Annotated in this window: 21 protein-coding genes; 5 read left to right on the forward strand and 16 right to left on the reverse strand. The window is 68.9% G+C overall.

Translation table 11 applies throughout. From position 1 onward, the window contains the following. Positions 1 to 8: 8 nt before the first annotated feature. From AC3B6C_RS22170 to AC3B6C_RS22190, 5 genes are read right to left on the reverse strand one after another with little or no spacing between them, the layout of a single operon-like run. Positions 9 to 998 carry an MCE family protein gene (locus AC3B6C_RS22170; RefSeq protein ID WP_014927269.1) on the reverse strand — a complete coding sequence of 330 codons (990 nt, stop codon included), beginning with the start codon at positions 996 to 998 and terminating at the stop codon, positions 9 to 11. After that, positions 995 to 2,029 carry an MCE family protein gene (locus tag AC3B6C_RS22175; RefSeq protein ID WP_488374175.1) on the reverse strand — a complete coding sequence of 345 codons (1,035 nt, stop codon included), beginning with the start codon at positions 2,027 to 2,029 and terminating at the stop codon, positions 995 to 997. The genes AC3B6C_RS22170 and AC3B6C_RS22175 overlap by 4 nt, the downstream gene beginning before the upstream one ends. Next, positions 2,026 to 3,360, reverse strand: coding sequence for an MlaD family protein (locus AC3B6C_RS22180; protein WP_488374176.1), 1,335 nt, complete (start codon positions 3,358 to 3,360; stop codon positions 2,026 to 2,028). Before AC3B6C_RS22180 ends, AC3B6C_RS22175 begins: the two co-directional genes overlap by 4 nt. A 10-nt stretch (positions 3,361 to 3,370) precedes the next feature. Next, complete coding sequence (locus tag AC3B6C_RS22185) at positions 3,371 to 4,237, reverse strand: MlaE family ABC transporter permease (RefSeq protein ID WP_010842297.1); 867 nt, start codon at positions 4,235 to 4,237, stop codon at positions 3,371 to 3,373. 1 nt (position 4,238) lies between these two features. Beyond that, positions 4,239 to 5,096 (reverse strand): MlaE family ABC transporter permease, encoded by an 858-nt coding sequence (locus AC3B6C_RS22190; protein ID WP_035717212.1) that lies wholly within the window; start codon positions 5,094 to 5,096, stop codon positions 4,239 to 4,241. 349 nt (positions 5,097 to 5,445) lie between these two features. On the opposite strand from AC3B6C_RS22190, the gene treZ reads away from it, so the two are divergent. Beyond that, the gene (treZ, locus tag AC3B6C_RS22195; protein ID WP_488376352.1) at positions 5,446 to 7,206 is read left to right on the forward strand and encodes a malto-oligosyltrehalose trehalohydrolase; all 1,761 of its coding nucleotides are present in this window, start codon (positions 5,446 to 5,448) and stop codon (positions 7,204 to 7,206) included. A gap of 49 nt (positions 7,207 to 7,255) precedes the next feature. On the opposite strand, the gene AC3B6C_RS22200 is transcribed toward treZ, so the two are convergent. Both AC3B6C_RS22200 and ilvA read right to left on the reverse strand, forming a co-directional pair. Further along, positions 7,256 to 7,582: a hypothetical protein gene (locus AC3B6C_RS22200; protein WP_014925451.1), complete on the reverse strand. Its 327-nt coding sequence runs from the start codon at positions 7,580 to 7,582 to the stop codon at positions 7,256 to 7,258. 278 nt (positions 7,583 to 7,860) lie between these two features. Next, positions 7,861 to 9,237 carry a threonine ammonia-lyase IlvA gene (ilvA, locus tag AC3B6C_RS22205; protein WP_488374177.1) on the reverse strand — a complete coding sequence of 459 codons (1,377 nt, stop codon included), beginning with the start codon at positions 9,235 to 9,237 and terminating at the stop codon, positions 7,861 to 7,863. A gap of 207 nt (positions 9,238 to 9,444) precedes the next feature. On the opposite strand from ilvA, the gene AC3B6C_RS22210 reads away from it, so the two are divergent. Then, a complete protein-coding gene (locus AC3B6C_RS22210; protein WP_488374178.1) occupies positions 9,445 to 10,431 on the forward strand; it encodes an SMP-30/gluconolactonase/LRE family protein in 987 nt (328 codons plus the stop codon). Here the strand turns inward: AC3B6C_RS22210 and AC3B6C_RS22215 are convergent. The 5 genes from AC3B6C_RS22215 to lspA form a co-directional block, all read right to left on the reverse strand. After that, positions 10,374 to 10,643 (reverse strand): hypothetical protein, encoded by a 270-nt coding sequence (locus AC3B6C_RS22215; protein ID WP_010843687.1) that lies wholly within the window; start codon positions 10,641 to 10,643, stop codon positions 10,374 to 10,376. The genes AC3B6C_RS22210 and AC3B6C_RS22215 overlap by 58 nt on opposite strands. Positions 10,644 to 10,775: 132 nt before the next feature. Further along, complete coding sequence (gene dnaE / locus AC3B6C_RS22220; RefSeq protein WP_010843686.1) at positions 10,776 to 14,318, reverse strand: DNA polymerase III subunit alpha; 3,543 nt, start codon at positions 14,316 to 14,318, stop codon at positions 10,776 to 10,778. 220 nt (positions 14,319 to 14,538) lie between these two features. Continuing rightward, complete coding sequence (locus tag AC3B6C_RS22225) at positions 14,539 to 16,104, reverse strand: serine/threonine-protein kinase (RefSeq protein WP_488374179.1); 1,566 nt, start codon at positions 16,102 to 16,104, stop codon at positions 14,539 to 14,541. A 77-nt stretch (positions 16,105 to 16,181) separates the two neighbouring features. Next, the gene (locus AC3B6C_RS22230; RefSeq protein ID WP_488374180.1) at positions 16,182 to 17,108 is read right to left on the reverse strand and encodes an RluA family pseudouridine synthase; all 927 of its coding nucleotides are present in this window, start codon (positions 17,106 to 17,108) and stop codon (positions 16,182 to 16,184) included. Then, the gene (gene lspA / locus AC3B6C_RS22235) at positions 17,101 to 17,754 is read right to left on the reverse strand and encodes a signal peptidase II (RefSeq protein ID WP_010843683.1); all 654 of its coding nucleotides are present in this window, start codon (positions 17,752 to 17,754) and stop codon (positions 17,101 to 17,103) included. Before lspA ends, AC3B6C_RS22230 begins: the two co-directional genes overlap by 8 nt. Positions 17,755 to 17,794: 40 nt before the next feature. Here lspA and AC3B6C_RS22240 point away from each other — a divergent pair, with 40 nt between their 5' ends. Continuing rightward, the gene (locus AC3B6C_RS22240; protein WP_488374181.1) at positions 17,795 to 18,742 is read left to right on the forward strand and encodes a hypothetical protein; all 948 of its coding nucleotides are present in this window, start codon (positions 17,795 to 17,797) and stop codon (positions 18,740 to 18,742) included. A 124-nt stretch (positions 18,743 to 18,866) separates the two neighbouring features. Here the strand turns inward: AC3B6C_RS22240 and AC3B6C_RS22245 are convergent, their stop codons facing one another. Then, entirely contained in the window at positions 18,867 to 19,394 is a 528-nt protein-coding gene (locus AC3B6C_RS22245) for a WKL family lipoprotein (protein ID WP_488374182.1), read from the reverse strand. 233 nt (positions 19,395 to 19,627) lie between these two features. On the opposite strand from AC3B6C_RS22245, the gene AC3B6C_RS22250 reads away from it, so the two are divergent. After that, positions 19,628 to 20,611, forward strand: a complete 984-nt coding sequence (locus AC3B6C_RS22250) for an asparaginase (RefSeq protein ID WP_488374183.1) — start codon at positions 19,628 to 19,630, stop codon at positions 20,609 to 20,611. A gap of 36 nt (positions 20,612 to 20,647) precedes the next feature. Here the strand turns inward: AC3B6C_RS22250 and AC3B6C_RS22255 are convergent, their stop codons facing one another. Together AC3B6C_RS22255 and AC3B6C_RS22260 are read right to left on the reverse strand one after the other, a co-directional pair. Beyond that, positions 20,648 to 22,123, reverse strand: coding sequence for a DNA polymerase IV (locus AC3B6C_RS22255; RefSeq protein WP_488376356.1), 1,476 nt, complete (start codon positions 22,121 to 22,123; stop codon positions 20,648 to 20,650). 115 nt (positions 22,124 to 22,238) lie between these two features. Continuing rightward, complete coding sequence (locus tag AC3B6C_RS22260) at positions 22,239 to 22,694, reverse strand: nitroreductase family deazaflavin-dependent oxidoreductase (RefSeq protein ID WP_488374184.1); 456 nt, start codon at positions 22,692 to 22,694, stop codon at positions 22,239 to 22,241. Positions 22,695 to 22,809: 115 nt separating this feature from the next. Here AC3B6C_RS22260 and AC3B6C_RS22265 point away from each other — a divergent pair, with 115 nt between their 5' ends. After that, positions 22,810 to 23,502, forward strand: a complete 693-nt coding sequence (locus AC3B6C_RS22265; RefSeq protein WP_488374185.1) for a TetR/AcrR family transcriptional regulator — start codon at positions 22,810 to 22,812, stop codon at positions 23,500 to 23,502. Between the two features lie 4 nt (positions 23,503 to 23,506). Here AC3B6C_RS22265 and AC3B6C_RS22270 read toward each other — a convergent pair whose 3' ends face one another. Further along, positions 23,507 to 24,406, reverse strand: a complete 900-nt coding sequence (locus tag AC3B6C_RS22270) for a sigma-70 family RNA polymerase sigma factor family protein (RefSeq protein ID WP_488374186.1) — start codon at positions 24,404 to 24,406, stop codon at positions 23,507 to 23,509. Positions 24,407 to 24,464: the final 58 nt, after the last annotated feature.

Here is a 24,464-nt window from a genome sequence, read left to right on the forward strand (position 1 = left end):
GTCCCCGCTCAGCATCCGTCCACCACCCGGGCCAGGCACAGCCAGTTGTCCGGGAAGATGCCCCACGGCAGGTAGCCGTTCGCGTAGGGCCCGTCACCGATGACGTTGTTGGTCAGGCGTGCGGTCACCGGCAGGACCTCCAGCAACTTGCGGAGATTGTTGCGGTTCTTCTCCAGCCCCTGGGTGATCGTGTTCAGGTTCGCCATGATCGGCGCGAACTGATTCGCGTTCTCGCCGGCCACCGCGGTCGCCTGCTCGGTGAGTTCGGCGATGCCGTCGAGCATCCGGGTGACCAGTTCCTCACGCGCGACGATCTTCTGGGTCAGGTCGCGTCCCTGCCCGACGATCACGGCGAGCTGGGCCTGGTTGTCGTCCACGATGCTGGTGATCGTCTTGGTGTCGGCGATCAACTGATTGATCTGGTCCTTGCGATTGGTGATGACCTTCGACATCTGGGTGAGCGCCTCGAAGGTCGGCTCGGTGATGGCCGGTACACCGGCGAGCTGCCGGTTGAGGGTCCGGATGCTCTCGGAGAGCGTCTTGTCGTCGATGCCGGTCAGGATCGGCGCCCCCGCCTCGATGGTGCGCTGCAGGTCGTAGGGCACGGCGGTCTTCCCGATGTGTCCGTCGGGCGCGTCCTCGGGTGAATCCCCCAGCGACACATCGATGTAGCGCTGACCGAGCAGCGTGGACATCTTGATCTCCGCCGAGCCGTTGGCCGTCACCCGGACGTCGCTGTCGACCTTCATGGTGATGGCCACGTGCTGCCCGGCGAGTTCGGTGCCGGTGACCTCGCCGACGTCGATGCCGGCGACGCGGACCTTGTCCCCCGGCCGGATACCGCCGGCCTGGGCGAAGTCGGCGGTGAGTGTCTGCTTGCCCAGATGTGCGCTCGCGAGGGCCGTCACGCCCAGCAACAGGGCGACGATGACGACGGCACCGATCACCCCGGACCACACCCGCCGGTTGTTGCGAAAACTTCTGCGGAACCAGCTCATCGGCACACCACCGAGTGACTCGTGCCGCCGATCTTGTTGAAGATCCCGGGCGGGAGCAGGACGTCACCGATCGCGACGTCGAGATCACATGCATAGATGTTCAAGTAAGCGCCCTCACCGAGCACGAGCGGGAAATGACCGAGGAAGACCGGGGCGTCGACCGCCATCCGATCGAGTTTGGCGCCGTTGCTGATCAGCGTGTTGGTGGCGATCCGGCCGTCCGTCGCGGCGTCGGCGAGGCTCTGCCGGCTCTCACTCAGCACGTCGGCGAAACCGCTTGCGGTCCGGCCGATGTCGGTCACCGCGCTACCGAAGGCCGCCGAGTTGGAGTTGAGGTTGGCGATCAGCGCCGACATCGACTCGATCACGGTGCCCAGCTGGCCGCCCTGCCGCGACAGGTCACGCATCACCACACTCAGGTTGTTGATGATCGCACCGAGCACGACGTCACGATTGGCGGTGTCCTCAGCGAGCCGTCCGACCTCGGCGACCGTATAGCTCAGCGACACCGAATTGCCTTGGAACGCTTGGATCAATCCCTCGGACAGGGCGTTGACCTGCTCCGGGGTGAGGGTCTCGAACACCGGCTGGAATCCGGCCAGCAGGGTGGTGACGTCGAAGGAATCCTCGGAGGGCAGCTGCAGCGTCGACCCCGGGTCGAGCGGTCGGCTCTCCCGGTCCGGGACCAGTGTCAGGTTCAGATACCGCTGGCCGATGAGGTTCTGGTAGCGGATCGCCGCACGGGTGTTGGTGAACACCTGCTGGTTGTTCTGCACCTCGAAGGAGACCCGGGCCCGGCCGTCGGCGAGTTCGATCTGGTCCACCCGGCCGACGCGGACGCCGGCCATGCGGACGTCATCGCCCGTCGCGAGACCCGACGCATCACCGAAGTAGGTGGTGTAGCTGTTGGTCGATCCCGGCACCGAACGTTCCAGCGTCGAGAAGATCACGTAGGTGACCAGCAATGCGGTGATGCCGAAGATCGTGAACCCGATCAGCGGTTTGCGGATCGACCCCGAAGCCGCGCTCATCGTCCTCCTCCTTGGCCTTCGCCGCCACCGGGCCCGGTGGCCTTCCGCACGTCGAGCGACTGGACCAGCGGTCCCAGCATGATCGTGTCGGCTGCCGACGGGGTGCGGCGCAACACCGTGCCGAGGGTCTTGTTGTCGGCATCGGTGGTCACGTTGCCGACCGGCTTGTTGCGGCGCATTCCGTCGGAGGGATAGATCGACAACGGACCCGACATCGTCGGCCCGGTCCCCGTTCCCGGCCCGACGCACCCCGGACCGCGCAGGGTTCCGTAGGGGCCGCCGTCGTACACCGGACAGTTCTGCCGGGTGTAGCGCTGGAAGGCGCCGAAACTGACCCCGATGTTGAGCTGTACGTGCCCGTTGGTGCCGGTGAACACCGTCAGCACCCGGGCGGCCAGATTGTTGAGTGCGATCACGCCCTGGGGCAGCGAGTTCGGTTCCAGCACAAGCGCACCCAGCATCCGGTTCAGATCGGTCACGATGCGCTGACCGCCGTCGCCGTTGCGTGCGAAGAGCAACTGGGTCTGATCGATCAGTCCCTGGCTCGCCGTCAGCACAGCGGTCAGGTCACGCTGCTTCTCCGCGAGCGTCACCGCCGGGATCACACTGCGCCCCAACGTGTCGAGGAGTTGCGGCGCCGACTGCGACAGTCCGGTGAGCGCGGCGTCGAAATTGTCGAAACCGGGAGGCGCGCCCGGCGGGAACTGGGCGTTGATGGAGTCGAAGTAGTTCCGCAACACACCGACGAACGACCCGAACACCGATCCGCCGCCCTTGAGTGCGTCGGCGATGGTGCCGAGGACCTGCGCGAGTTCTTCCGGCGGTACGGCGTCGAGGATCTGCTTCAGCTCGTTCTGGGCGTCCTGCAGTTTGATCGTCTCGAGCGACTTGTCGGCCGGGATCACATCCCCCGCGGACAACCGGTCGGTGCCCACCTCGGCGGGCGGGACCAGTTCGACGGAGTTGACGCCGAACAGGTTCGACGGAACCGTCCGCGCGGTCACCGACGCGGGGATCCCCTCGGCCTGGGCGGGCTCGATGTCGATGCCCACGTTCTTGATCAGCCGGGCGGCGTCGGCCTGCGAGTCGTCGTCGACGGCGATGGACTTGACCGTCCCGACGATGAGCCCGTTGTACCGGACGTCGGCGCCGTTGGAGAGGCCGTCGCCGACATCGACGAGGTCGGCGGTCACGGCCACCGTCTTGCTGAACGTCCCCTGGTAACGCATGAAGAGCAGCACGAAGATGACGAGCAGGACGAGCAGGAAGGCGACGCCCCGCAGCACGTACTGCAGCAGTGAGGGATTACGTCCGTCGGTCGCGATGTTCACGGTCTCCCCCTCATCCCGAGATCTTGATTCCGGGCGAAGTGCCCCAGAACACGAGTGTCATGACCAGATTCGCGAACACGATGACGATGATCGCGAGGCGGATGGCATGTCCGGCAGCAACTCCCACACCTTCGGGGCCCCCTGAGGCGAAGTAGCCGTAGTAGCACTGGATGAAGGTCGTGAGCAGGACGAAGACGATCACCTTGATGAACGAGAACAACATGTCCCACGAGACGAGGAATTGGTTGAAGTAGTACAGGTAGGTGCCGCCGCCCTGACCGCTCTGCACCATGAACATGAACTGGCAGGCGAGGTAGTTCGCGGCCAGCGACACCGAGTAGAGCGGCACGATCGCCAGGACCGCGGCACACATCCGGGTGGTGACGAGATAGGGCAGCGGCCGGATCGCGATCGCCTCGAGCGCGTCGATCTCCTCCGCGATGCGCATCGACCCCAACTGTGCGGTGAACCGGCACCCGGACTGCGCGGTGAACGCGGTGGCGGCGAGCAGCGGCGCGATCTCACGGGTCGTCGCGAATGCGGACAGACCACCGGTCACCGGCGACATGCCGAGCAGGTTGAGTGCGGTGTAGCCCTCGATCCCCACCGTCGCGCCACCCATGATCCCGAGGATCACCATGACGCCGACGGTGCCGCCGCCGACCACGATGGCACCGTTGCCCCACGCCACGTCGGCGAGGAGACGCCAGACCTCTTTGCTGTAGTGGCGGAAAGCCAGCGGCACCGCAACGATGGACCGGACCAGGAAGGTGATCAGGTGGCCCATCGCGGCGAGCGCATCACGCGGACCGCGGTACACCGACTTGGCGGCCTCGAGCGGCCGCAGGGCCGGAGGCACATACCGTGACGCGGTCATCTCACACCACCTTCGCCGGGAACAGGATCGTGAACAGCTGCGTCAGGATCACGTTCACCGTGAACAGCAGCAGGACCGAGTTGACGACGGCGGCGTTGACCGAGTTGGCCACGCCGGCGGGCCCGCCCTTCGTCGAGAGGCCGCGATCGCAGGCGACGATCGCCACGATCGCGCCGAATATGACGGCCTTGGCCAACGCGAACATCAGGTCGGAGGTCGTCGCGAAGGACGCGAAGGTGCCGGTGTAACTGCCCGGTGTACCGCCCTGGAAGTAGACGTTGAAGACGTAACCGGTGATGAACCCGACGAAGCAGACGAAGCCACAGAGCAGGAAGCTGACCACCATGGTGGCGAGCAGTCGAGGCGAGATGAGGCGCTCGATCGGGTTGACGCCCATGACGCGCATCGCGTCGATCTCGTCGCGGATGGTGCGCGAGCCGAGGTCGGCGGCGATGGCCGAACCGACGGCACCGGCCAGGAGCAACGAGGTGACCAGCGGGGCGCCCTGCCGGATCACGCCCAGACCCGTGGCGGCACCGGAGAACGAGGTCGCACCGACCTGGCCGGCGATGTTGGACACCTGGATCGACACGATGACGCCGATCGGGATGGCGACGAGGAGCGTCGGGAAGACCGAGGTGCTGGCCATGAAGGCGCACTGCCGGACGAACTCGCCGAAGGGGAAGCGTCGCTTGAAGAGATCGACGAAGAGCGTCCGGAACACCTCGACGAACATGCCGAGCTGGCGTCCGAAGGTGTCGAACGAGGCGACGATATGGCCGTCGTACCACGACCGAACCGCCCCCGGTCTCTTGCGACCCACCTCCTCGTCGTCCGAGGTGACTGCGTTAGTGCTCAATCCCTACCCTTGCGTCTCGGCTTACCCGTTCACCGGCCGTCAGGTCGCGATCGCGCTCGTCGTCGCCGACGCGCGTCCTCGTTTCCGCAGAACCTCTTCGCGTGCCCCCCGTGGGCAGGAGCGCCGCGGGTAACATACCCCATTCTCGTGGTCGAAATGTGTCCGGCCTCACAGTAGCGCCCGACTGCGCCTGTCCGAGGTCCGACATACCTTGCATGATGTGACGAATCCCCCGACCGATACCGCTGTTGCCCAGAGCACAATAACTTGGTCGGCCGACCAACGGGAACAAAACCTACCACTTCGTTCCATTGAGGGTCCCTACCGAGCACCGCGGTCGCTGGACGAGATCCGCGTCTGGGCGCCGACGGCGCAGGTCGTCGAGCTCGTGACCACGACGGGGACGGGGTCGGGGCCGAGTCGGATCGCGATGTCGGCGGCGCGGGGTGGGTGGTGGCAGGTCGATGCCGCACCGGCCGCCGACGGCGAGGACGCACTCCGCTACGGCTTCTCGGTCGACGGTGGGCCGCCGCGTCCGGATCCGCGCGCCGTGCGCCTGCCGGGCGGGGTGCACGAACTGTCCGCGCTGTTCACCGTCGACGCCGACACCTGGACCGACGCCGCGTGGGCCGGCCGCGACATCCGGGGCGCGGTCGTCTACGAGCTGCACCTGGGTACGTTCACACCCGCGGGCACACTCGACTCCGCGATCGACCGACTCGACCATCTCGTCGACCTGGGGGTCGACTTCGTCGAACTGATGCCGGTCAACGCGTTCAACGGCGACCACAACTGGGGTTACGACGGCGTCGGCTGGTACGCGGTCCAGGAGAGTTACGGCGGTCCCGCCTCGCTGGCCCGGTTCGTCGACGCCTGCCACGCCAAGGGGCTCGGCGTCGTCCTCGACGTCGTGTACAACCACCTCGGACCGTCCGGCAACTACCTACCCGACTTCGGGCCCTACCTCAGCGAGGGCACGACGTCCTGGGGGTCGTCGGTCAACCTGTCCGATCCGGACTCCGACGAGGTGCGCGCCTTCATCATCGGAACCGCGTTGCGGTGGTTCTCCGAGTTCCACGTCGACGCACTGCGCCTCGATGCCGTTCATGCGCTCGCCGACCACCGCGCCGTCCACATCCTGGAGGAGCTCGCCGCCGCGACCGATGATCTCGCCGCCGAGCTAGGGCGGCCCCTGTCGCTGATCGCCGAGAGCGACCTCAACGATCCCCGCATGATCCTGCCGCGCACCGTCAACGGACTCGGCCTCACCGCGCAGTGGGACGACGACATCCACCACGCGATCCACACCCTGGTGTCCGGCGAGCGGCAGGGGTACTACGCCGACTTCGGCAGCTACGAGTGCCTCGCGAAAGTCCTCACCGGCGGCTTCTTCCACGACGGCACCTACTCGTCGTTCCGCAGACGCCATCACGGGCGGCCGATCCCGACCGGCACCGTGCCCGCCTCGGCCCTGCTCGCCTACACCTGCAATCACGACCAGATCGGCAACCGCGCCATCGGCGACCGTCCGAGTGCCTACCTCGACGGCGGACAGCTGGCGATCAAGGCGGCACTGGTCCTGCTGTCCCCCTTCACCCCGATGCTGTTCATGGGCGAGGAGTGGGCCGCGGCGACGCCCTTCCAGTTCTTCACCTCCCACCCGGAACCGGAACTCGGCCGGGCGACCGCCGAGGGACGCAAGTCGGAATTCGCCGAGCACGGCTGGGACAGCGACGATGTGCCCGATCCGCAGGACCCGGCGACCTTCGAGCGGTCGAAGCTGGACTGGACCGAACTCGATCGGCCCGACCACGCACGTGTGCTCGACTTCTACCGGACCCTGATCGCGTTGCGGAAAGCCGAAGCAGCACTGCATGATCCGACCTTCGGTTCGGTGTCCGTCGACTTCGACGAGGCGGCGGGCTGGTTCGCGATGCACCGCGGCGACTGGTCGGTGGTGTGCGTCCCCGGCGATCAGCCGGTGACCGTGCCCGTCACCCTCGACGTCGAGTCGGCCTGGGAGCCCGTCCGATCCGACGACACCGGGCTCAGCTCGCCGGGCCACAACGTGATCGTCGGACGCCGGAGTCCGGCCCACAACGATTCCTAGCCCGAAGCCGCGGTACACGCGGCTTCGGGCTGTGACAATCGGGCGGGGGTCAGACGGCGTCGCCGCCGTCGATGCTGCCGAAGTCGCCGACCTCGACGTTGCCTTCGTCGTCGACGGCGGTGTCGAAGGTGCCGTCGGCGTCGGTGTCGGCGACGGCGATGTCGGTGTATCCGTCGGCGTCGGTGTCGGCCTCGATGACGTCGATCTCGCCGTCGGCGTTGGTGTCGTAGGCGATGGAGTCGGCCTGGCCGTCGCCGTCGGTGTCGAGGATGGCGTCGGTGGTGCCGTCACCGTCGACATCGGTGAGGGCGGCGTCGACGGCTCCGTCGCCGTCGGTGTCGACGAGAACGGCGTCGGCGGGGATCTCGGTGCTCATGGGGTGTGTCCTTCCAAGTGGTGGAGCGCTGGTGTGCAGTGCTTCTGGGCGGTTCATGTACTTGGAGGCGACCTCGGGCCGGAATGTTCCCGGGAGGTCGGGAGTCGTTCGGATGGCCGACGTCCGGGCTCCCCGCCCGCAAACGCGCCTGCACCACGAAGCACCCCAGGAAACCACCCACCACAGCGCCACCGAGAAGGCGAACTCATCGTCGCCGCGGATCCTGCCGCGGGCGCATCTCAGCGGGGCGGCGTGGGCAACAGACCCCCCTCGACGTTCTACGTGAGGTAGGCGTACGCCGGGGAACCCGGTTCGAGCCGCTCACAGTGCAGGCGGGAGTGGGCCATCCGGTCCATGAGCCCGCCGAGTCCGTCGCGGTGCCCCAACTCGACACCGACCAGGGCGGCACCGGTCTCCCGGTTGTTCCGCTTGACGTACTCGAACAACGTGATGTCGTCGTCGGGCCCGAGCACCTCGTCGAGGAAACGTCGCAATGCGCCCGGCTCCTGGGGGAAGTCGACGAGGAAGTAGTGCTTGAGGCCCCGGTGGACCAGTGAGCGCTCGATGATCTCGCCGTACCGGGACACGTCGTTGTTGCCCCCGGACACGAGGCACACCACGGTGGCGTCCGCGGGCAGCTGCAGCTTGTCGAGCACGGCGACGGCGAGGGCGCCCGCGGGTTCGGCGATGATCCCCTCGTTCTGGTACAGCTCGAGCATCGCCGAGCAGATGGCACCTTCGTCGACGTGGGTGATGTGTGCCGATCCCGGGACAGGCGCGAACCGCTCGTCGGGCACCACCCGCACGGCAGGGGTCGGGGCGATGTCGGCGAGAACCGGGTGGTCGGTGACGGTCGCACCCAGGTCCGACAGCACCCGGTGTCCGATGGACCCGATCCGCTTGACCGCCGCGCCGTCGACGAAGGGATCGATCTCGTCGAGGGTGACCGGTCCGCCGGTGACGAGTGCGGCGCTCAGCGACACCGCACCGGTCGGTTCGACGCCGACGATCGTCACGTCGTCGGAGATACCGCGGAAGTAGGTCGCCATCCCGGCCAGACATCCTCCGCCGCCGACCGGCGCGACGACGACGTCGGGGACGCGACCGAGCTGTTCGACGATCTCGTGCGCGATGGTCCCCTGCCCGGCCGCGGTCCGCGGGTCGTCGAACGCGTGGATCCACACCGCTCCGGTGCGCATCACGTCGTCCTGAGCGGCCGCCGCAGCAGCGTCGTAGGTTTCCCCGACGGCCCGGAGTTCGACGAAGTCGCCTCCGTGCCAACGGATTCGGTCCCGCTTCTGCTTGGGCGTGGTGGTCGGGACGTAGATGCGTCCGTGTACCCCCATGCTCCGGCAGGCGAACGCAACGCCTTGTGCGTGGTTGCCGGCACTGGCGGCGACGACCCCGCGCGCGAGCTCCTCCGCCGACAGCTGCGCCATCACGTTGTAGGCACCGCGCAATTTGTAGGATCGGACCGCCTGGAGGTCCTCACGCTTCAGGAAGATCTCGGCACCGGAGTCGGCCGACAGCCGCGGGCAGATCTCGAGGGGGGTACGCGCCACCGCGTCGGCGATGCGGATCGACGCGGCTTCGATCGCGTCTACCGACAATGCCTGCTGATGGACCGGGACGTGGTGCGTACTCACGACAGCCATGTTCTCACTGTCGGCTCATGTCCCGGTGTCGCGGGTTGCGGTGACATCGTCGCGACGCCCGGTCGAATCGCGATCGCGGCACATTCTCCCGCTCGGTGGCGTAACACTGGACGTGCGTGTGAACGCGGCCCGGGCGGGTATCTCCCCTACGGCCGTCCCATTCGCGACCACCGACGGCGACCCAGTCCCACCCACCAGGGAGCAGCCATGATCACTCGTCGAACTCTCGCACCTCGCCCGCGTCGCCTGTCGCGGCTGGCCGCACTCGGTGCGGCCGCCGCATTGGCGGTCGGCCTCGGAGCCGCCGTGGATCCCGCCCCGGCCGCGGCCGCCCCGGTGTGTGCGGGCGCCGGCCAGCCGGCGCGACTCGTCGGCTCGGTCCCCGGTGCGGCGCTCGAAGGTCTGACCGTCGACGCGAGCGGTCGCCTCTACACCACCGACCTGATCTCGGGTCGCGTGTACCGCCTCGCCGGACCGGGCGCGCCTGCCGTTCCGATCGCACGCGTGCTGGGGGGAAGCGGAGCGGGTGCGCTGGCATGGACCCCCGGCGGCACCCTGCTGGTCGGGTACGGCGCGGACCCGCGGGTCTTCGTCGGCGACGCGCTGCGGCACGCGTCCATCGCCCGCCTCGACATCAACACCCGCGCGCTGCGCCCCTGGGTGTCGGGACTCTCGGCGGCCAACGGGATGGATGTGTCGGCCCGCGGAAACGTGTACGCCACCAACGACTTCGGCAATCTCATCGGGCGGGTGAGCCCGAACGGTGCCGTGCAGGCGGCCTGGGGAGCACTGCCGAGCGCCAACGGGGCGGTCCTCGGTCGCGGCGACGGGTGGCTCTACGTGTCGAGGACCTTTGTGAACCCGGGTGTCAGCCGGATCTCCACCGCGAACCCGCGGGTCGTGCAGAACCTGCTCACCGTGGGCGCGCCGTCGACTCCGGACGGACTGACCCTGGATTCGCGCGACCGTCCGATCGTGCCGTTCAACGCGACGGGCGAGATCGTGCGGGTCACCTCGCCGGGCAGCTATTGCGTGCTGGCGGCCGGACTACCGACCTCGAGTGTCCTGTCGTACGGACGGGGGAACCGCGGATTCTCGGCGGGACGATTGTTCCGCGCCGGATTCGACGGGCGTATCTATGAGATCCCGGGCGGATTCGACGCCGGAGCGACGGCTGCCGTCCCGGGCAGGTAGCGCTCACCCCACCACACGGCGAGCAGGGTCAGCCCGCTCACCCACGCGGTCACCTCGAGCGACCCGATGAGCAGGACACTCACCAGCGCGACCGCCGCGGCCGCGACGAGTGCGTGGACCTTGTGTGCGGGCCACTGCACGCCGAGGACATCGACGGTGCGGGATGCCCGCGGCGCGCGGTGGCGCGGGTCGACATCGATCAGGGTCGCCATCTCGAATCACTCCCTCACTACTCGCATGCACCGGACGTGTCGTCGAGTGTAGCGGAAGACGAAGGAAAATGTTCGGCGACCCGAATCCTCGGTCACGGCGACGGGAAGTCGCGCACCCAGGGCGCCCTCATCTCAGCTCAGACAGCTGGGTCCGAGGAGTGCCTTGAGGTCCCCCATCAGCGCCGAGCTCGGCGCGACGCGGAGCGATTCGGTCAGTTTCAGCTGGGTCTGCCGCTTGTCGCTGACCAGGGTGACGTGCACGTCGGCCATGCCGGGATGCCGGGTCAGCACCTGCTTGAGGGCGGCCACGCGATCTGGGGTGCACAGCCGGGCCGACAAGGTGAGGGCAACGGGTTTCGTCGCCCCGGCGGTTTCCAGGTCCGGCACCGCGAGGTCGTTCGCGCTGATCATCATGCTGTCGTCACGCAGGTTCACGCGCGCCTTGATCAGGACGATGTTGTCGGCGACGATGTCCATCCCGTATGCGGTGTAGGCGCGCGGGAAGAAGTAGACCTCGACACCACCGACCATGTCCTCGAGGGTGACCGCGGCCCACGGTTCGCCCTTCTTGTTCACCCGTCGCGTCACCGACGAGATGATGCCGCCGATGGTGATCTGGGCGCCGTCGGCGACGTTCCCCTCGAGCAGGGTCGAGATCGACGTGTCGGTGTGCGCGGCGATCGCATGTTCGACGCCGCTCAACGGGTGGCCGGACACGTAGAGCCCCAACATCTCTCGTTCGATGGCGAGCTTGTGCTTGGTGTCCCACTCCTCCTCGGGCACCTTGACCGCGAACACCTCGGCCATCGAGTCGTCGGCTCCACCGGCATCGCCGAAGAGGTCGAACTGTCCGATCGCCTCGGCCTTCTTGGTGCCGATGACCGATTCGACGGCCTCGCCGTGCACGAGGAACAGGCCCTTTCGCGGATGTCCGAGGGAGTCGAACGCCCCCGCCTTGATCAGCGACTCGGTCACCTTCTTGCTGCAGGCTGTCACGTCGATCTTGCCGAGATAATCGGAGAAGTTGGTGAACTTCCCCTTCTCCTCGCGCGCCGAGATGATCGACCCGACGACCCCGGACCCGACGTTGCGGATCGCCGCCAGACCGAACCGGATGTCCTTGCCGACCGCGGCGAAGTTCCGCTGCGACTCGTTGACATCGGGCGGTAGCACGGTGATCCCGAGCTTGCGGCAGTCGGCGAGATAGATCGCCGCCTTGTCCTTGTCGTCGCCGACCGAGGTCAGCAGCCCGGCCATGTACTCGGCGGGGTAGTTCGCCTTGAGGTAGGCGGTCCAGAACGACACCAGTCCGTAGCCCGCGGCGTGCGACTTGTTGAACGCGTAGCCGGCGAACGGCAGGACGGTGTCCCACAGCGCGGTGATCGCGGCCTGCGAGAAGCCGTTGTTGCGCATGCCCTCCGCGAAGCCGTCGTAGGCCTCGTCGAGGATCTCCTTCTTCTTCTTGCCCATCGCGCGACGCAGCAGATCGGCCTGTCCGAGCGAGTACCCGGCGACCTTCTGCGCGATCTGCATGATCTGCTCTTGGTAGACGATCAGGCCGTAGGTCTCCGACAGGATCTCCTTGAGCGGTTCCTCCAGCTCCGGATGGATCGGCCGGATGTCCTGCAGACCGTTCTTGCGCTTGGCGTAGTCGGTGTGGGCGTTCACACCCATCGGACCCGGACGGTACAGCGCGAGAACTGCGACGATGTCCTCGAACCCGGTGGGCTGCATCATCTTCAGCAGGTCACGCATGGCCGCGCCGTCGAGCTGGAACACGCCCAGGGTGTCACCGCGCGCGAGCAACTCGTAGGTCTTGGGGTCCTCGAGCGGCAGCGCGTCGAGGTCGAGGTCGATGCCCCGGTTCAGTTTGATGTTCTCCAGGGCGTCACCGATGACGGTGAGGTTGCGGAGCCCGAGGAAGTCCATCTTGAGCAGGCCGATGGCCTCACACGACGGATAGTCCCAACCGGTGATGATCGCGCCGTCCTGCGCGCGCTTCCACACCGGGATCGCGTCGGTCAGGGGTTCTGACGACATGATCACCGCACAGGCGTGCACGCCCGCGTTGCGGATCAGTCCCTCGAGCCCGATCGCGGTGTCGTAGATCTTCTTGACGTCCGGGTCGGTCTCGATCAGCGTCCGGACCTCGGCGGCCTCGCCGAACCGCTCGTGCTCGGGATCGGTGATGCCCCAGACCGGGATGTCCTTGGCCATGATGGGCGGCGGGAGAGCCTTGGTGATGCGGTCGGCGATGGCGAACCCCGGCTGACCGAACTGGACGCGCGCCGAGTCCTTGATCGCGGCCTTCGTCTTGATGGTTCCGAAGGTGATGACCTGGGCCACCTTGTCGCTGCCCCACCGGTCGGTCGCGTACCGCACCATCTCGCCTCGACGACGATCGTCGAAGTCGATGTCGATGTCGGGCATCGACACGCGCTCGGGGTTGAGGAATCGCTCGAAGAGCAGCCCATGCGGGATCGGGTCGATGTTGGTGATGCCCAGCGCCCAGGCCACGAGGGAGCCGGCCGCCGAGCCACGGCCCGGCCCCACCCGGATGCCGACCTCGAGAGCGTGGCGGATGAGGTCGCCGACGACGAGGAAGTAGGCCGGGAACCCCATCTGGATGATGACGTCGAGCTCGTAGTTGGCGCGGCGCAGGTATTCCTCGGGCACCTCGGTGCCGGCGAAGCGACGCTCCGCGAGACCCTTCGCGACCTCCTTGCGCAGGAAGGTCTGCTGGGTCTCGCCGTCGGGCACCGGGAAGACCGGCATCCGGTCGCGGTGGGTGAAGACCTCTTTGTAGGACTGGACGCGCTCGCCGATCTCGAGGGTGTTGTCACATGCCCCCGGCACGATCGAATCCCACTGCTCGCGCATCTCGGCCGCGGACTTCAGGTAGTAACCGTCGCCGTCGAACTTGAACCGGGTCGGGTCGGAGAGGGTCTTGCCGGTCTGCACGCACAGCAGCGCCTCGTGCGCGGCGGCGTGCTCCTTGGTCACGTAGTGGCAGTCGTTGGTGACGATCGGCTTGATGCCCAGCTTGCGGCCGATCTCGAGCAGACCGTCGCGCACGCGCCGCTCGATCTCGAGTCCGTGCTCCATCAACTCGAGGTAGAAGTTGTCCTTGCCGAAGATCTCCTGCCACTTCGCCGCGGCCTCGAGTGCCTCGCGATCGTGGCCGAGCCGCAGACGCGTCTGCACCTCGCCGGATGGGCACCCCGTGGTCGCGATGATCCCCTCGGCGTGCTCGGCGATCAGGTCCACGTCCATCCGCGACCACTTGCCGAGTTGCCCCTCGATCGACGCCAGCGACGACAGCTTGAACAGGTTGCGCAGGCCGGTCGCGTTCTCCGCGACCATGGTCATGTGCGTGTACGCACCCGAGCCGGAGACGTCGTCGCTCTTCTGCTCGCGCGTACCCCATTGGATTCGTTTGGTGTCGAACCGTGAACCGGGCGCGATGTAGGCCTCGATGCCGATGATCGGCTTGATGTCGTTCTTGACCGCGGTGTTGTAGAACTCGCTGGCGCCGAACATGTTCCCGTGGTCGGTCATACCGATCGCGGTCATCCCCAGGCGTTTGGCCTCGGCGAACAACGGGGACACCTTCGCCGCACCGTCGAGCATGGAGTACTCGGTGTGGTTGTGCAGGTGTACAAACGAGTCCGTCACGGCGCCTCTTCTGTCGAGATCAGTCTGTAGATGTCGGTTCAGTCGTCAGATGTCGGTTCGATCGGTGGCCGTCGGGGCACGGGAGGGTCTCCGATGACGCTCGGCGTGCCGGGTCCGATTCCGGGTCCACTCTAGGCGCGTGTACCGACACCTCCGGGGTGCCACTCCGGGTCGTGACGCATGGGACAACTGTGGTACCACGGCGGCGCCGGCCACCGGTTCACAGCGCCAGGAACACGACGACGATCGCGATGAGCAACACCACCGCGATGATCGCCAGCGCCACGGGCAGCCGGTTGGCCGCGGGACGTCCCGATCCGGGCGAACCGACCGGCCCGGCGGGGCCCCGGGGTACCGGGCCACCGAGCGCACCCGGCTGGGCCGCGAGGCCCCGACCGCGCGGCGCACCGGGCTGCGCCGGCGGGGTGCCGTCGGGCCGCAGGTGGTCGTTGCTCTGCCGGAATGGGTTCGACGGCGGATGCTGCCACACCGCCGGATCGGCGCCGGTCGTCGGCCGCGACCCCGGTCCCGGCTGCACCGCCCGGTCCGAACGGGCCGGACCCCGATCCGAGGGCCTGCCCGGCGGCGTCGCCCGCGCCGGGGTCGCTCGCTGCGTCGCCTGGTGTGCCGGGTCCGGATTCGCGGGGTGACCGGGCCGGGGCGGGCGACGTTCGGTGGGCGCCCGGTCGCCGGCCGGGGGACGCCCGGCGGGCGGCGGGGTCGGCCGACCGGGCCGTACGGGCATCTCCGGCGCGGGCCGCGGGCCGGGAGCGGCACGGCCGGCCACCTGACCGGGAATCCCCCGGATCGTCTCCGCATCGAGGTCGGCGACCGACCTAGGCCGCACGCTCCGCAGGCTCCTCGCCAGGGCGTCGGCGAACTCCCGGCAGCTGGCGAAGCGGTCGTCGGGCGTCTTCGCCATCGCCCGGGCGATGACGGAGTCGGCCTCGGCCGGGAGCCCGGGTACGAGGTCGGACACCCGCGGCACCGGCTCTTTCAGGTGAGCCCCGATGACCGCGCCGTTGTCGCGATCATCGAAGGGCACGCGCCCGGTCAGCAGGTGAAACGCGGTGGCCGCCAGCGAGTACTGATCGGTCCGGCCGTCGAGTCGACGACCCGTCAGCTGCTCGGGCGAGGCGTAGGACAGCGTGGCGAGAACCGTGCCGACCGAGGTGAGCGCCTCGGTCTCGTCGGAGAGCTTGGCGACCCCGAAATCCGTCAGCAACACCCGCTGCTCGTCGAACGACGAGTCCTCGTCGACCTCGGCGAGCAGGATGTTGGCGGGCTTCACATCGCGATGGAGGAGTCCGCGCCGATTGGCGTGGTCGATCCCCCGCGCCACCTCCGACACGATGTGCACCACGCGCCGCGGGGCGAACCGACCGCGTCCGGCGAGTTCCCGCGCACAGTCGGTCCCCGGGACGTACTGCATGGCGATCCACAGCAGGTCGGCCTCCCCGGGTTCCGACACAACGGGATTCGACGCAGCAGGATTCGAGGCCGACGACGTCGAGGCGTCCGACCTCGACGGGATCGGCACACTGGCGCGTCCGCGGTTGAAGACGGTGACGATGTTGGGGTGGTCGAGCGTCGCCGCGACCTCCGCCTCGCGCAGGAACCGCCGACGGAAATTGCTGTCGGTGAGTCCGGCCGAGGCCTTGAGCACCTTCAGGGCGTCGTACCGAGGCAGTTCGGGGTGCCGGGCGAGGAAGACAGCGCCCATGCCTCCGCTCCCGAGTACCCGGTCGACGCGGTACCCGGCCACGAGTGTTCCCGGCTCGAGCACCCCCTCAATCTAGGCGAGTTCGGCGGGGATGTCGCCCACAAGCAGCCGATCGAACGGCCTGGTCGGCTCGTGGCAGATCAGGTCGCCCGCAGGACGTCGAGCGCGTGCTGCAGGTCCTCCGGGTACGACGAGGTGAACTCCACCTGCCGGCCGTCGGCGGGATGGGCGAACCCCAGCGACCGCGCGTGCAGCCACTGACGTTCGAGACCCAGCTTCTTGGCCAGGACCGGATCGGCACCGTACGTCGGATCACCGCAACACGGATGATGCAGGGCCGAGAAGTGAACCCGGATCTGGTGCGTACGACCGGTTTCGAGGTGCACGTCGAGCAGCGACGCCGACGCGAACATCTCCAGGGTGTCGTAGTGGGTGACGCTCGGTTTGCCGTTAGCGGTAACCGCGAACTTCCAGTCGTTGCCGCGGTGACGGCCGATCGGGGCGTCGATCGTCCCCGACGGCGGGTCGAGGTGCCCCTGGACCAGGGCGTGGTAGCCCTTGTCCACGGTCCGCTGTTTGAACGCACGCTTGAGCAGCGTGTACGCCCGCTCGGACACCGCGACGACCATGACTCCCGAGGTACCGACGTCCAGACGGTGGACGATGCCCTGGCGTTCGTGCGCGCCCGATGTCGAGATCCGGAAACCCGCTGCCGCGAGGGCCCCGATGACCGTCGGCCCGCTCCAGCCGACGGACGGATGAGCGGCCACCCCTACCGGCTTGTCGACGACGACGATGTCGGAGTCGTGGTAGATGACCTCGAGGTCCTCCACCGGCGTCGGCTCGACACGCAGCGGTTCCGCCGGCTCGGGCAAAGTCACGTGCAGCATCGTGCCCGCGGCGAGCTTGTGGGACTTCCCCACCGCCACGCCGTCGACGATCACGTCGCCGTCCTCGGCGAGGGTGGCGACGACGGTGCGCGACAGCCCGAGCATCCGCGAGACGCCGGCGTCCACGCGCATCCCGTCGAGACCATCGGGCACCGGTAGGAAACGCGATTCACGCATGAGCGCCGTCCTCGGTGTCGGCGGGATCGCGCCGGTCGTGCCGTGCGGCCCACCCGGTACGGCTGCCGTCATAGTCGAAGCCGAGCGCCGAGAGCACGACGAGCAGGATCGCGCCGCACACCACGGCGGAGTCGGCGACGTTGAACACCGGCCACCATCCCACGGACACGAAGTCGACCACGTGTCCCTGGAAGGGTTGCGGTGCCCGGAAGATGCGGTCCATCAGATTCCCGATGGCGCCGCCGAGCACGAGTGCCAGACCGGCCACCCACCACCAGGACCGCAGGCGGCTGCTGTAGCGGATGATCACGAGGACGACCACGAGGGCGATGATCGAGAGCACCCAGGTGTACCCGGTCGCGAGCGAGAAGGCCGCCCCGCTGTTGCGGATGAGACGCAGGGTCACGAAGTCGCCGATGATCTCCACCGGGCGCGCCGGATCCAGCGTGGCGACCGCGATCGTCTTCGTCAGCTGGTCCAAGCCCAGGATGACGAGTGCGACGCCGAGCACCGCGATCGTCACCGTCGGCAGCCGGCGGCCGTTCCCGCGTACGGACGTGTCGTCGTCGGGTCCGCGGTCTGCCCCGGGTTCGACACTTCCGTGCGGGTCCACGTGCTCTCGATCCGTCAGGGGTTGGTCATCCACAGGATCATTGTCCACGACTCGTCGAATACCCTGGCTACCCGTGTCCCCGCATCCCCGTCGCCTCCGGTCCGTCGTCTCGTCGATCGCGGCGGCCACCGCGTTGTCGGTACTGGTCGCAGGGTGCTCGTCGGACGCCGACGAGACCGCCGGGGCCGCGGCGTCGAGCACGCCGGCGGGCTGTAGCGCCGACTCGCCGTCCCGTGCGGCCGGTGCGGCGCCGGTCCCGATCGCGCCGGCGACGGTGACGATCGTCGACGCGGGCGCCGGTGAGCGCCGGGTGCCCACGACCGCACCGGACGTCACGGCCGCCCAGTCGGTGACGCTGGTGACGACGTCGGAGGTCGCATCACCGGGCAGCGCGGACGCCCAGACCGTCGAGATGCCCCTCGCGGCGCGCTTCGGCTGTACCAATGTCGCCGACCTCGAACTCGAACTCGGCACCGTCACGTCACCGGACCCGACGCTGAACGATGCGTTGGCGGCGGTGGCCGGCGCGAAGGCGGGGCTCACGCTCGGCCCGGGGTACGCGCCGGTGTCCCTGCGGATCGCACCGCCGGAGTCGGCGGGGGGTGAGGCGCGTCTTGCGGTCGAGCAGGCGCTGGTCTCGGCGTTCAACACTGCGGTGGTCCTGCCGACCGAGCCGGTCGCGGTGGGCGCGACGTGGCGGAGCGAACGGGTCATCGCGTCCGCCGCGACCGTCACCCAGACGATCGAGGCACGACTCACCGCATGGGACGGCAACCGGCTCACCATCGACTACACAGCCGAGGAGACCCCGGTGAACTCGGTGTTCGCGATCCCCGGCGGCGGTGACAGTCTCACCATCAGCCGCTACAGCTACTCCGGCGAGGGGACGGTCACCATCGATCTGACGCGCGGGCTGCCGGTGGCCGGCGAGGCCACCTACCGCGGGGCCCGAGAGCTGGTCGGAGCGGACCCGGGCCGTCCGCTGTTGCAGCAGACCGGGCTGTCGGTGGCCTGGCGCTGAACGCCGACGGCCCCGGGCCGCCGACATCGGTCGGCGACCCGGGGCCGCGGATCTTGCTGTGCGAGAGACGGGCCGGAAGGCCCCGTCGCCGACGCCGCCTACTCGGTGGCGAGGCGGATGGTGGTCAGCTCGCGGGCGCGCACATGGCGCTCTCGACCTGATACAGGCCGAGCAGGTTGCACACGGTCTCGTTCGAGAGCTTCCAGCGTCCGTCGTCGTAGACGATGGTCGACTCGGCGTTGGTCGGCGGGTTGCCCGCGGTCTCGATCCGGACCTTGACGCGCGCCTTGTTGGGGCCGGCGCTGATCACGGGGTTGACCAGGACCCAGTCGACGTCGGAGTTCTCGGCACGCGCCTTGACCAGTTCGTCGAAGATCGCCGGGTCCTTCTCCGAGCCCTCGACGAGCTCGACCTTCTCCGCCCGCGGGATGTTCGGGTCGACCGCCTTGTCGACCAGCTCGTTGAGGGCTGCGATCGACGGCGGGTTGCTGCCGTCGGTGATCTCGGAGCCATCCCCGCCGGCAGCGGCGGTGTCGGTGCTGGTGAGCGTCGGTGCGGGCGGCGCGTCGGCGTCGTCGCCCCCGCAGGCCGCGACGGTGGTCATCAACGCTGCCGCGATCATGGTCGCGCCAAGAAATTTCCGATACTTCAACGATCTCCCTCACTGTGATCTCGGGCATGGGGTGCGCCGGTGGGCGCTCTCGTACCGCGATGCCGGACGTGTCTGCCGGGTACGACCCGGCGACGGCCCACACCACTATGCCAAACAACGAGGACCGGGGGTCCCCGGTGCCGTCGACACGCGACGACGATCCGGCCGGCGGGGGCGTCGCCGAGCCGGCAACGCTTGACGGCCCGGCCGGGTTCCGGTGACCCTTGGGCACCATGACAGGCACCCCTCCCCCCGGCACCTCCGCCATCGTGCTGATCAGCACCGGAGGCACCATCGCCGCCCACACCACCGCCGACGGCGCGGTCCCCGCACTCGGGTCCGCCGATCTCCTCACCTCCACCGGGACGCCCGCCACCGGGCCGGCGTTACGTACCGTCGATCTGATGTCGGTGGACAGCTCGGCGATGACCGTCGCCGACCAGTTCGCCGTGGTCCGCGCGATCGCCGACGCGCTCGCCGACCCCGCCGTCCGCGGCGTGGTGGTCACTCACGGGACCGACACGATGGAGGAGACGGCCTTCCTTGCCGACCTGTACGCGGCCGACGAACGGCCGGTCGTGTTCACCGGCGCCATGCTGCCCTCGGACTCCCCGGCGGCCGACGGTCCGTCGAATCTCACCGCCGCGCTGGCCGCGATCGACGACCCGGCCGCCCGCGGTCGTGGGGTGCTCGTGGCGATGGGCGGCCGACTTCTCCCTGCCTGCGGCCTGTTCAAGGTCTCCACCACCGACCTCGCCGCCTTTGACACCGTGTGGGGCGTCGATCGCGCGGACGGCCCGCCGGTGCCGCGACGGGTGCTGACCGGACCGGTGCCGCCGGGGCGGGCGGCGCGGGTCGACGCGTTCACCCTGTATCCGGGCGTGTCGCCGGGCCTCATCGCCGCGTCCGTCGCCCAGAACGCCGCGGGTCTGGTCCTGGCGGCCACCGGTTCCGGGAACACGCACCCCGACATCACCGCGGAGGTGGCACTCGCCGTGCAGCGCGGGGTGACCGTCGTCGTGACGAGCCGTGTCCCGTACGGCGAGGTGTCGGCGACCTACGGCGGAGGCGGCGGCGCCGTCGATCTGGGTCGGGCCGGGGCGATCGTGTCCCCCTGGTTGCGCGCCCCGCAGGCGCGCATGGCCCTGATCGCCCTGCTGACCTCCGGTCACGACCACGGCGCGATCACAGATTACTTTCTCGCACAACACCTCTGAGGAACACGGCCGGGCCCGTCGCGCGCGGATCGCCGGTCAGTCGCGGTCGGGAAGATCCCATTCGAGGCTGTCGAGCGGATCCGCCGGACGGAGGTCGGGGTCGTCGACCGCGAAGGTACGCGTGCGTCCGGGCCCGCTCGTCCGTGTCTCGAACCGGACGGTGACGACGCCGTGCCCGCTGCCCTGGACCCAGCCGTGCCCGTGGTCGGGATGGGTCACATCGGCCCCGGGCCCGAAGCGTCCGGCGGGCATCGAACTGCCACCCGGCGCGAACCGCGGGAGTGCGGAGGACGCATCCGTCGTCTGGTCGGCGGGCGGCACGACGGCACCGTCGGCTCGCGGCTCGGTCGGCGCCGCGTCGGCCGCGTCCACCTGCACCGGCACCGCGACCCCGTCACCGGTGTCCGTCACACCGTCGGCGGTGTCGTGGTGGGTGGTCTGGACATCGCTCACATCCTCCCCACCGACGTCGTCGAACAGGGCATACTGCTGTACCGCGGTCAGTCCCGAGAAGCTCACGCCGACAAGGCGAATGGCCCCGATCGACCGCGGATCGAGCGCGAGTCGCTGCGCCGTCCGCTCGAGGTCGTCGAAGTCGGTGGTGGCCGCGGCGGTCGTCGCCGAGCGCGTCAGGATCGACATGTCGGATCTCTTCAGTTTCAGCACGACGGTGCGCGCACCCCGACCGTCTGCCCGCAGCCGGCGGTGAGCGTCGGTCGCGGCTTTGCGGATGGCGGGACGGAGCGCGTCGAGTTCGACGATGTCCTCGGCGAAGGTCGACTCGGCGCTGATCTGCTTCGCGGAGGCGCGTTCGGCGACGGGACGGTCGTCGATGCCGTGGGCGAGACGATGCAGGGCGGGTCCGACGGTGCCGCCGAGCACGGAGGCCACCTCGACCGGCGACATCGCCGCAAGGTCACCGATGGTCGCGATTCCCAGGCGCGCCAGCCGATCGCCCGACACCGGTCCGATGCCCCACAACTTGCGAACCGGGAGCGAATGCAGGAAGGCCAGCTGACCGGACGGCGGGATCACCATCACCCCATCGGGTTTGGCCATCCCCGAGGCGATCTTCGCCAGTTGCTTGCCACTGCCGAGTCCGACAGACGCGGCGAGTCCGACCTCCCCGCGTATTCGGGAGCGGAGCCTCTCGGCGAAATCGCGGGCCTCGTCGACGGTCGCGCCCGCGAGCTCCGCCGGTTCGCCGAACGCCTCGTCGAACGACAGCGTCTCGATGACCGGAACCTCGTCGCGCACAATGGCGAAGACACGTTTGCTGACCACGCTGTACACCGATCCGCGCGGCGGGATCACCACCCCGGTGGGTCCGATGAGCCGGCGCGCCTGGTGCATCGGCATCGCCGAGCCGGCTCCGAACACGCGGGCCTCGTAGCTGGCCCCGGCGACCACCCCGCGTCCGCCGGACCCGCCGACGAGGACGGGCCGGCCGCGCAGCGTCGGCCGGGTGAGCTGCTCGACGGAGGCGAAGAACGCGTCCATGTCGAGGTGCATCACCCAGCGCGGACTCCGCTCCGATCCCTGGCCCGACACCGCAGCCAAGGGGTGTCCCGACACCGCACCGCCCGGCTGCGGCGGATCGGACTCGAGACGTGACACCTCACCGAGTCTAGTGAGCTGGGGTGACGGTGAAGACGGGGATCAGGGCGGCGTGCGCGGCGAGTTCCTCGTCCGACGAGGTGACCTCGAGACCCGCGGGCAGGAAGCGGGCGACCTCCCAACCCCAGCGTCGCAGATAGTCCCGGATGACCGGCGGGCGACACCCGGGGTCGAGTTCGGTGAGCGTGACGACGGTCCGGCGACGCCCACGGCGCAGCTCGACGGTCCCGGCCGCGCGCGCGTTCCGCACCCACTGCGTCTCGCCGCGGACGGCGACGAAATACTCCGCCCCGTCGAGTCGCAGCACGTTGACGGGCACCCGCTGTGGGGTGCCGGTCCGCCGACCGACGACGGTGAGCGTCTGCGCCCCGGCCAGATTGACCCCGCGGTCGGCGAGCCAGCGGACCACGCGGTTGAACGCGGCATCGAAACCGCTCGGGGCCCTGTAGTGGGAAGTCGCAGTCATGGCCGGCCTTTCGTCGAGGTATTGGCATTCGAGAGCAGTGCTCTCGTTGTAAGTATGCGGGAGTGGCAGCGCAAAATCAAGAGCACCGCTCTCGTTTTGTGGCAGGATCGTCGGCATGGCCACCGGACGGAACCGCGCGGAGAACCGCGCGATGATGACCGACGAGATCCGTCGGCTGGGACGAGAACACCTGACCACCTACGGGGCGGCCGGGCTTTCACTGCGCGCGATCGCGCGCGACCTCGGGGTCGTCTCCTCGGCGGTGTACCGCTACGTCCCGAGCCGCGACGAATTGCTGACCATGCTCCTCGTCGAGGCCTACACCGACGTCGCCGATGCGGTCGATGCGGCGGCCGACGCCGTCGATGCCTCCCACCGGCGCGACCGGCTGGCCGCCGCGGCCGCGGCGGCGAGGAACTGGGCGCTGGCCGACCCCGCCCGATGGGCCCTGATCTACGGAAGTCCGGTGCCCGGCTACTCCGCCCCCGGCGACAGGACCATCGGCCCCGGCACACGTGTCCCCGTCCGGCTCCTCCGCGAGTGCGCCGCCGCCCATCACGAAGGACTGTTGCGTCCCGATCTGCCCGCCCCGACGGCGGAGGTCGTCGCGGACATGGCGGCCATCCGGGACGAGTTCGACCTCGACACGCCGGCCGCGGTCCTCGCCGCGGCCACCACGTTGTGGGCGGTGCTCGTCGGCGCGATCAGCCTGGAGACCTTCGGCCAGTACGGCACCGACACCTTCGCACACCCCGAAGCGCTCTTCCGCTCCCAGATCGACCTGACGTTGTCGGCGCTCTTCGCCTGAGATCTCACCGGGCCACGGACCGGAGACGCTCCACCCCGACGAGCTTGTCGGGGTTGCGCATCACGTAGACGTGGTCGACGAGACCCCCGGCCAGGCGCAGCGTCAACACGGTCTGCAACCGACCGTCGTAGTAGACCGCGATCCCCGGCTGACTGTTGAACACCGACGCCTCAGCGCGATAGTCCTCGAAGACCCCACCGATCCGCGCGAACCCCGACATCGCGCGTGCCACATCGCGAGCGCCGTGGACCGGTTGGCGGACCGCGACCACCTTGCCGTCGCTGTCAGCGGTGAACACCACCTCCGGCGCGAGCACAGTCATCAGGGTGCCGAGGTCACCCGATTCGGCGATGGCCAGGAACTCGTCGACGAACGCCACGGTGCGGGCGCTGTCCACCGGCTCGAACGCGGGACGGTGCGCCTCGACGTGGGATCGGGCGCGAAGCGCGGCCTGCTGTATCTCACCCGCGGGCCGCGACAGGATCGTCCCGATCTCCGCATCGCCGACGCCGAACACATCACCCAACACGTGCACCGTACGGTCCACTGGCGCAAGGGATTCGAGGAGAACCAGGGTGGCCGTGGCGATCGACTCGGCGAGAATCGGGTCGCCCGTCAGGTCGTCGCCGTCCAGCCGGATCGGTTCGGGCAGCCACGGTCCCACGTACTGCCCCTCCGCACTCTGGCGCGACTGCAGGGCGTCGAGCGCCTGCCGCGCCACTGCGCCGATGCGGGAGCGCCGGTCATCGCGAGGCGTGGACATCGCCGGCTCGCACCGGAGATCCCGGTCGACGATGGCATCGGCCGTGGTGGCCGACCCCAGGATCTCGTAGGCCACGGTGAACAGCAGTGGCCGCAGCGGGTCGGGACGAGCGACCCGCCGCTCCGCGTCGGTGCCGCTCATGGGTGGTGCTGAACCTCTCATCGATGACCGGGGAACGCGCCGCGGCAACCGGACCGAC

It is taken from the genome of Gordonia sp. 11cp (assembly GCF_057767225.1).

Excerpts from the sequence above, each read along its gene's own strand:
- AC3B6C_RS22170 (WP_014927269.1), bottom strand. The coding sequence starts at position 998 with ATGAGCTGGTTCCGCAGAAGTTTTCGCAACAACCGGCGGGTGTGGTCC.
- AC3B6C_RS22175 (WP_488374175.1), bottom strand. The coding sequence starts at position 2,029 with ATGAGCGCGGCTTCGGGGTCGATCCGCAAACCGCTGATCGGGTTCACG.
- AC3B6C_RS22185 (WP_010842297.1), bottom strand. The coding sequence starts at position 4,237 with ATGACCGCGTCACGGTATGTGCCTCCGGCCCTGCGGCCGCTCGAGGCC.
- AC3B6C_RS22200 (WP_014925451.1), bottom strand. The coding sequence starts at position 7,582 with ATGAGCACCGAGATCCCCGCCGACGCCGTTCTCGTCGACACCGACGGC.
- ilvA (WP_488374177.1), bottom strand. The coding sequence starts at position 9,237 with ATGGCTGTCGTGAGTACGCACCACGTCCCGGTCCATCAGCAGGCATTG.
- AC3B6C_RS22210 (WP_488374178.1), top strand. The coding sequence starts at position 9,445 with ATGATCACTCGTCGAACTCTCGCACCTCGCCCGCGTCGCCTGTCGCGG.
- AC3B6C_RS22215 (WP_010843687.1), bottom strand. The coding sequence starts at position 10,643 with ATGGCGACCCTGATCGATGTCGACCCGCGCCACCGCGCGCCGCGGGCA.
- AC3B6C_RS22230 (WP_488374180.1), bottom strand. The coding sequence starts at position 17,108 with ATGCGTGAATCGCGTTTCCTACCGGTGCCCGATGGTCTCGACGGGATG.
- AC3B6C_RS22250 (WP_488374183.1), top strand. The coding sequence starts at position 19,628 with ATGACAGGCACCCCTCCCCCCGGCACCTCCGCCATCGTGCTGATCAGC.
- AC3B6C_RS22255 (WP_488376356.1), bottom strand. The coding sequence starts at position 22,123 with ATGCACCTCGACATGGACGCGTTCTTCGCCTCCGTCGAGCAGCTCACC.
- AC3B6C_RS22260 (WP_488374184.1), bottom strand. The coding sequence starts at position 22,694 with ATGACTGCGACTTCCCACTACAGGGCCCCGAGCGGTTTCGATGCCGCG.
- AC3B6C_RS22265 (WP_488374185.1), top strand. The coding sequence starts at position 22,810 with ATGGCCACCGGACGGAACCGCGCGGAGAACCGCGCGATGATGACCGAC.
- AC3B6C_RS22270 (WP_488374186.1), bottom strand. The coding sequence starts at position 24,406 with ATGAGCGGCACCGACGCGGAGCGGCGGGTCGCTCGTCCCGACCCGCTG.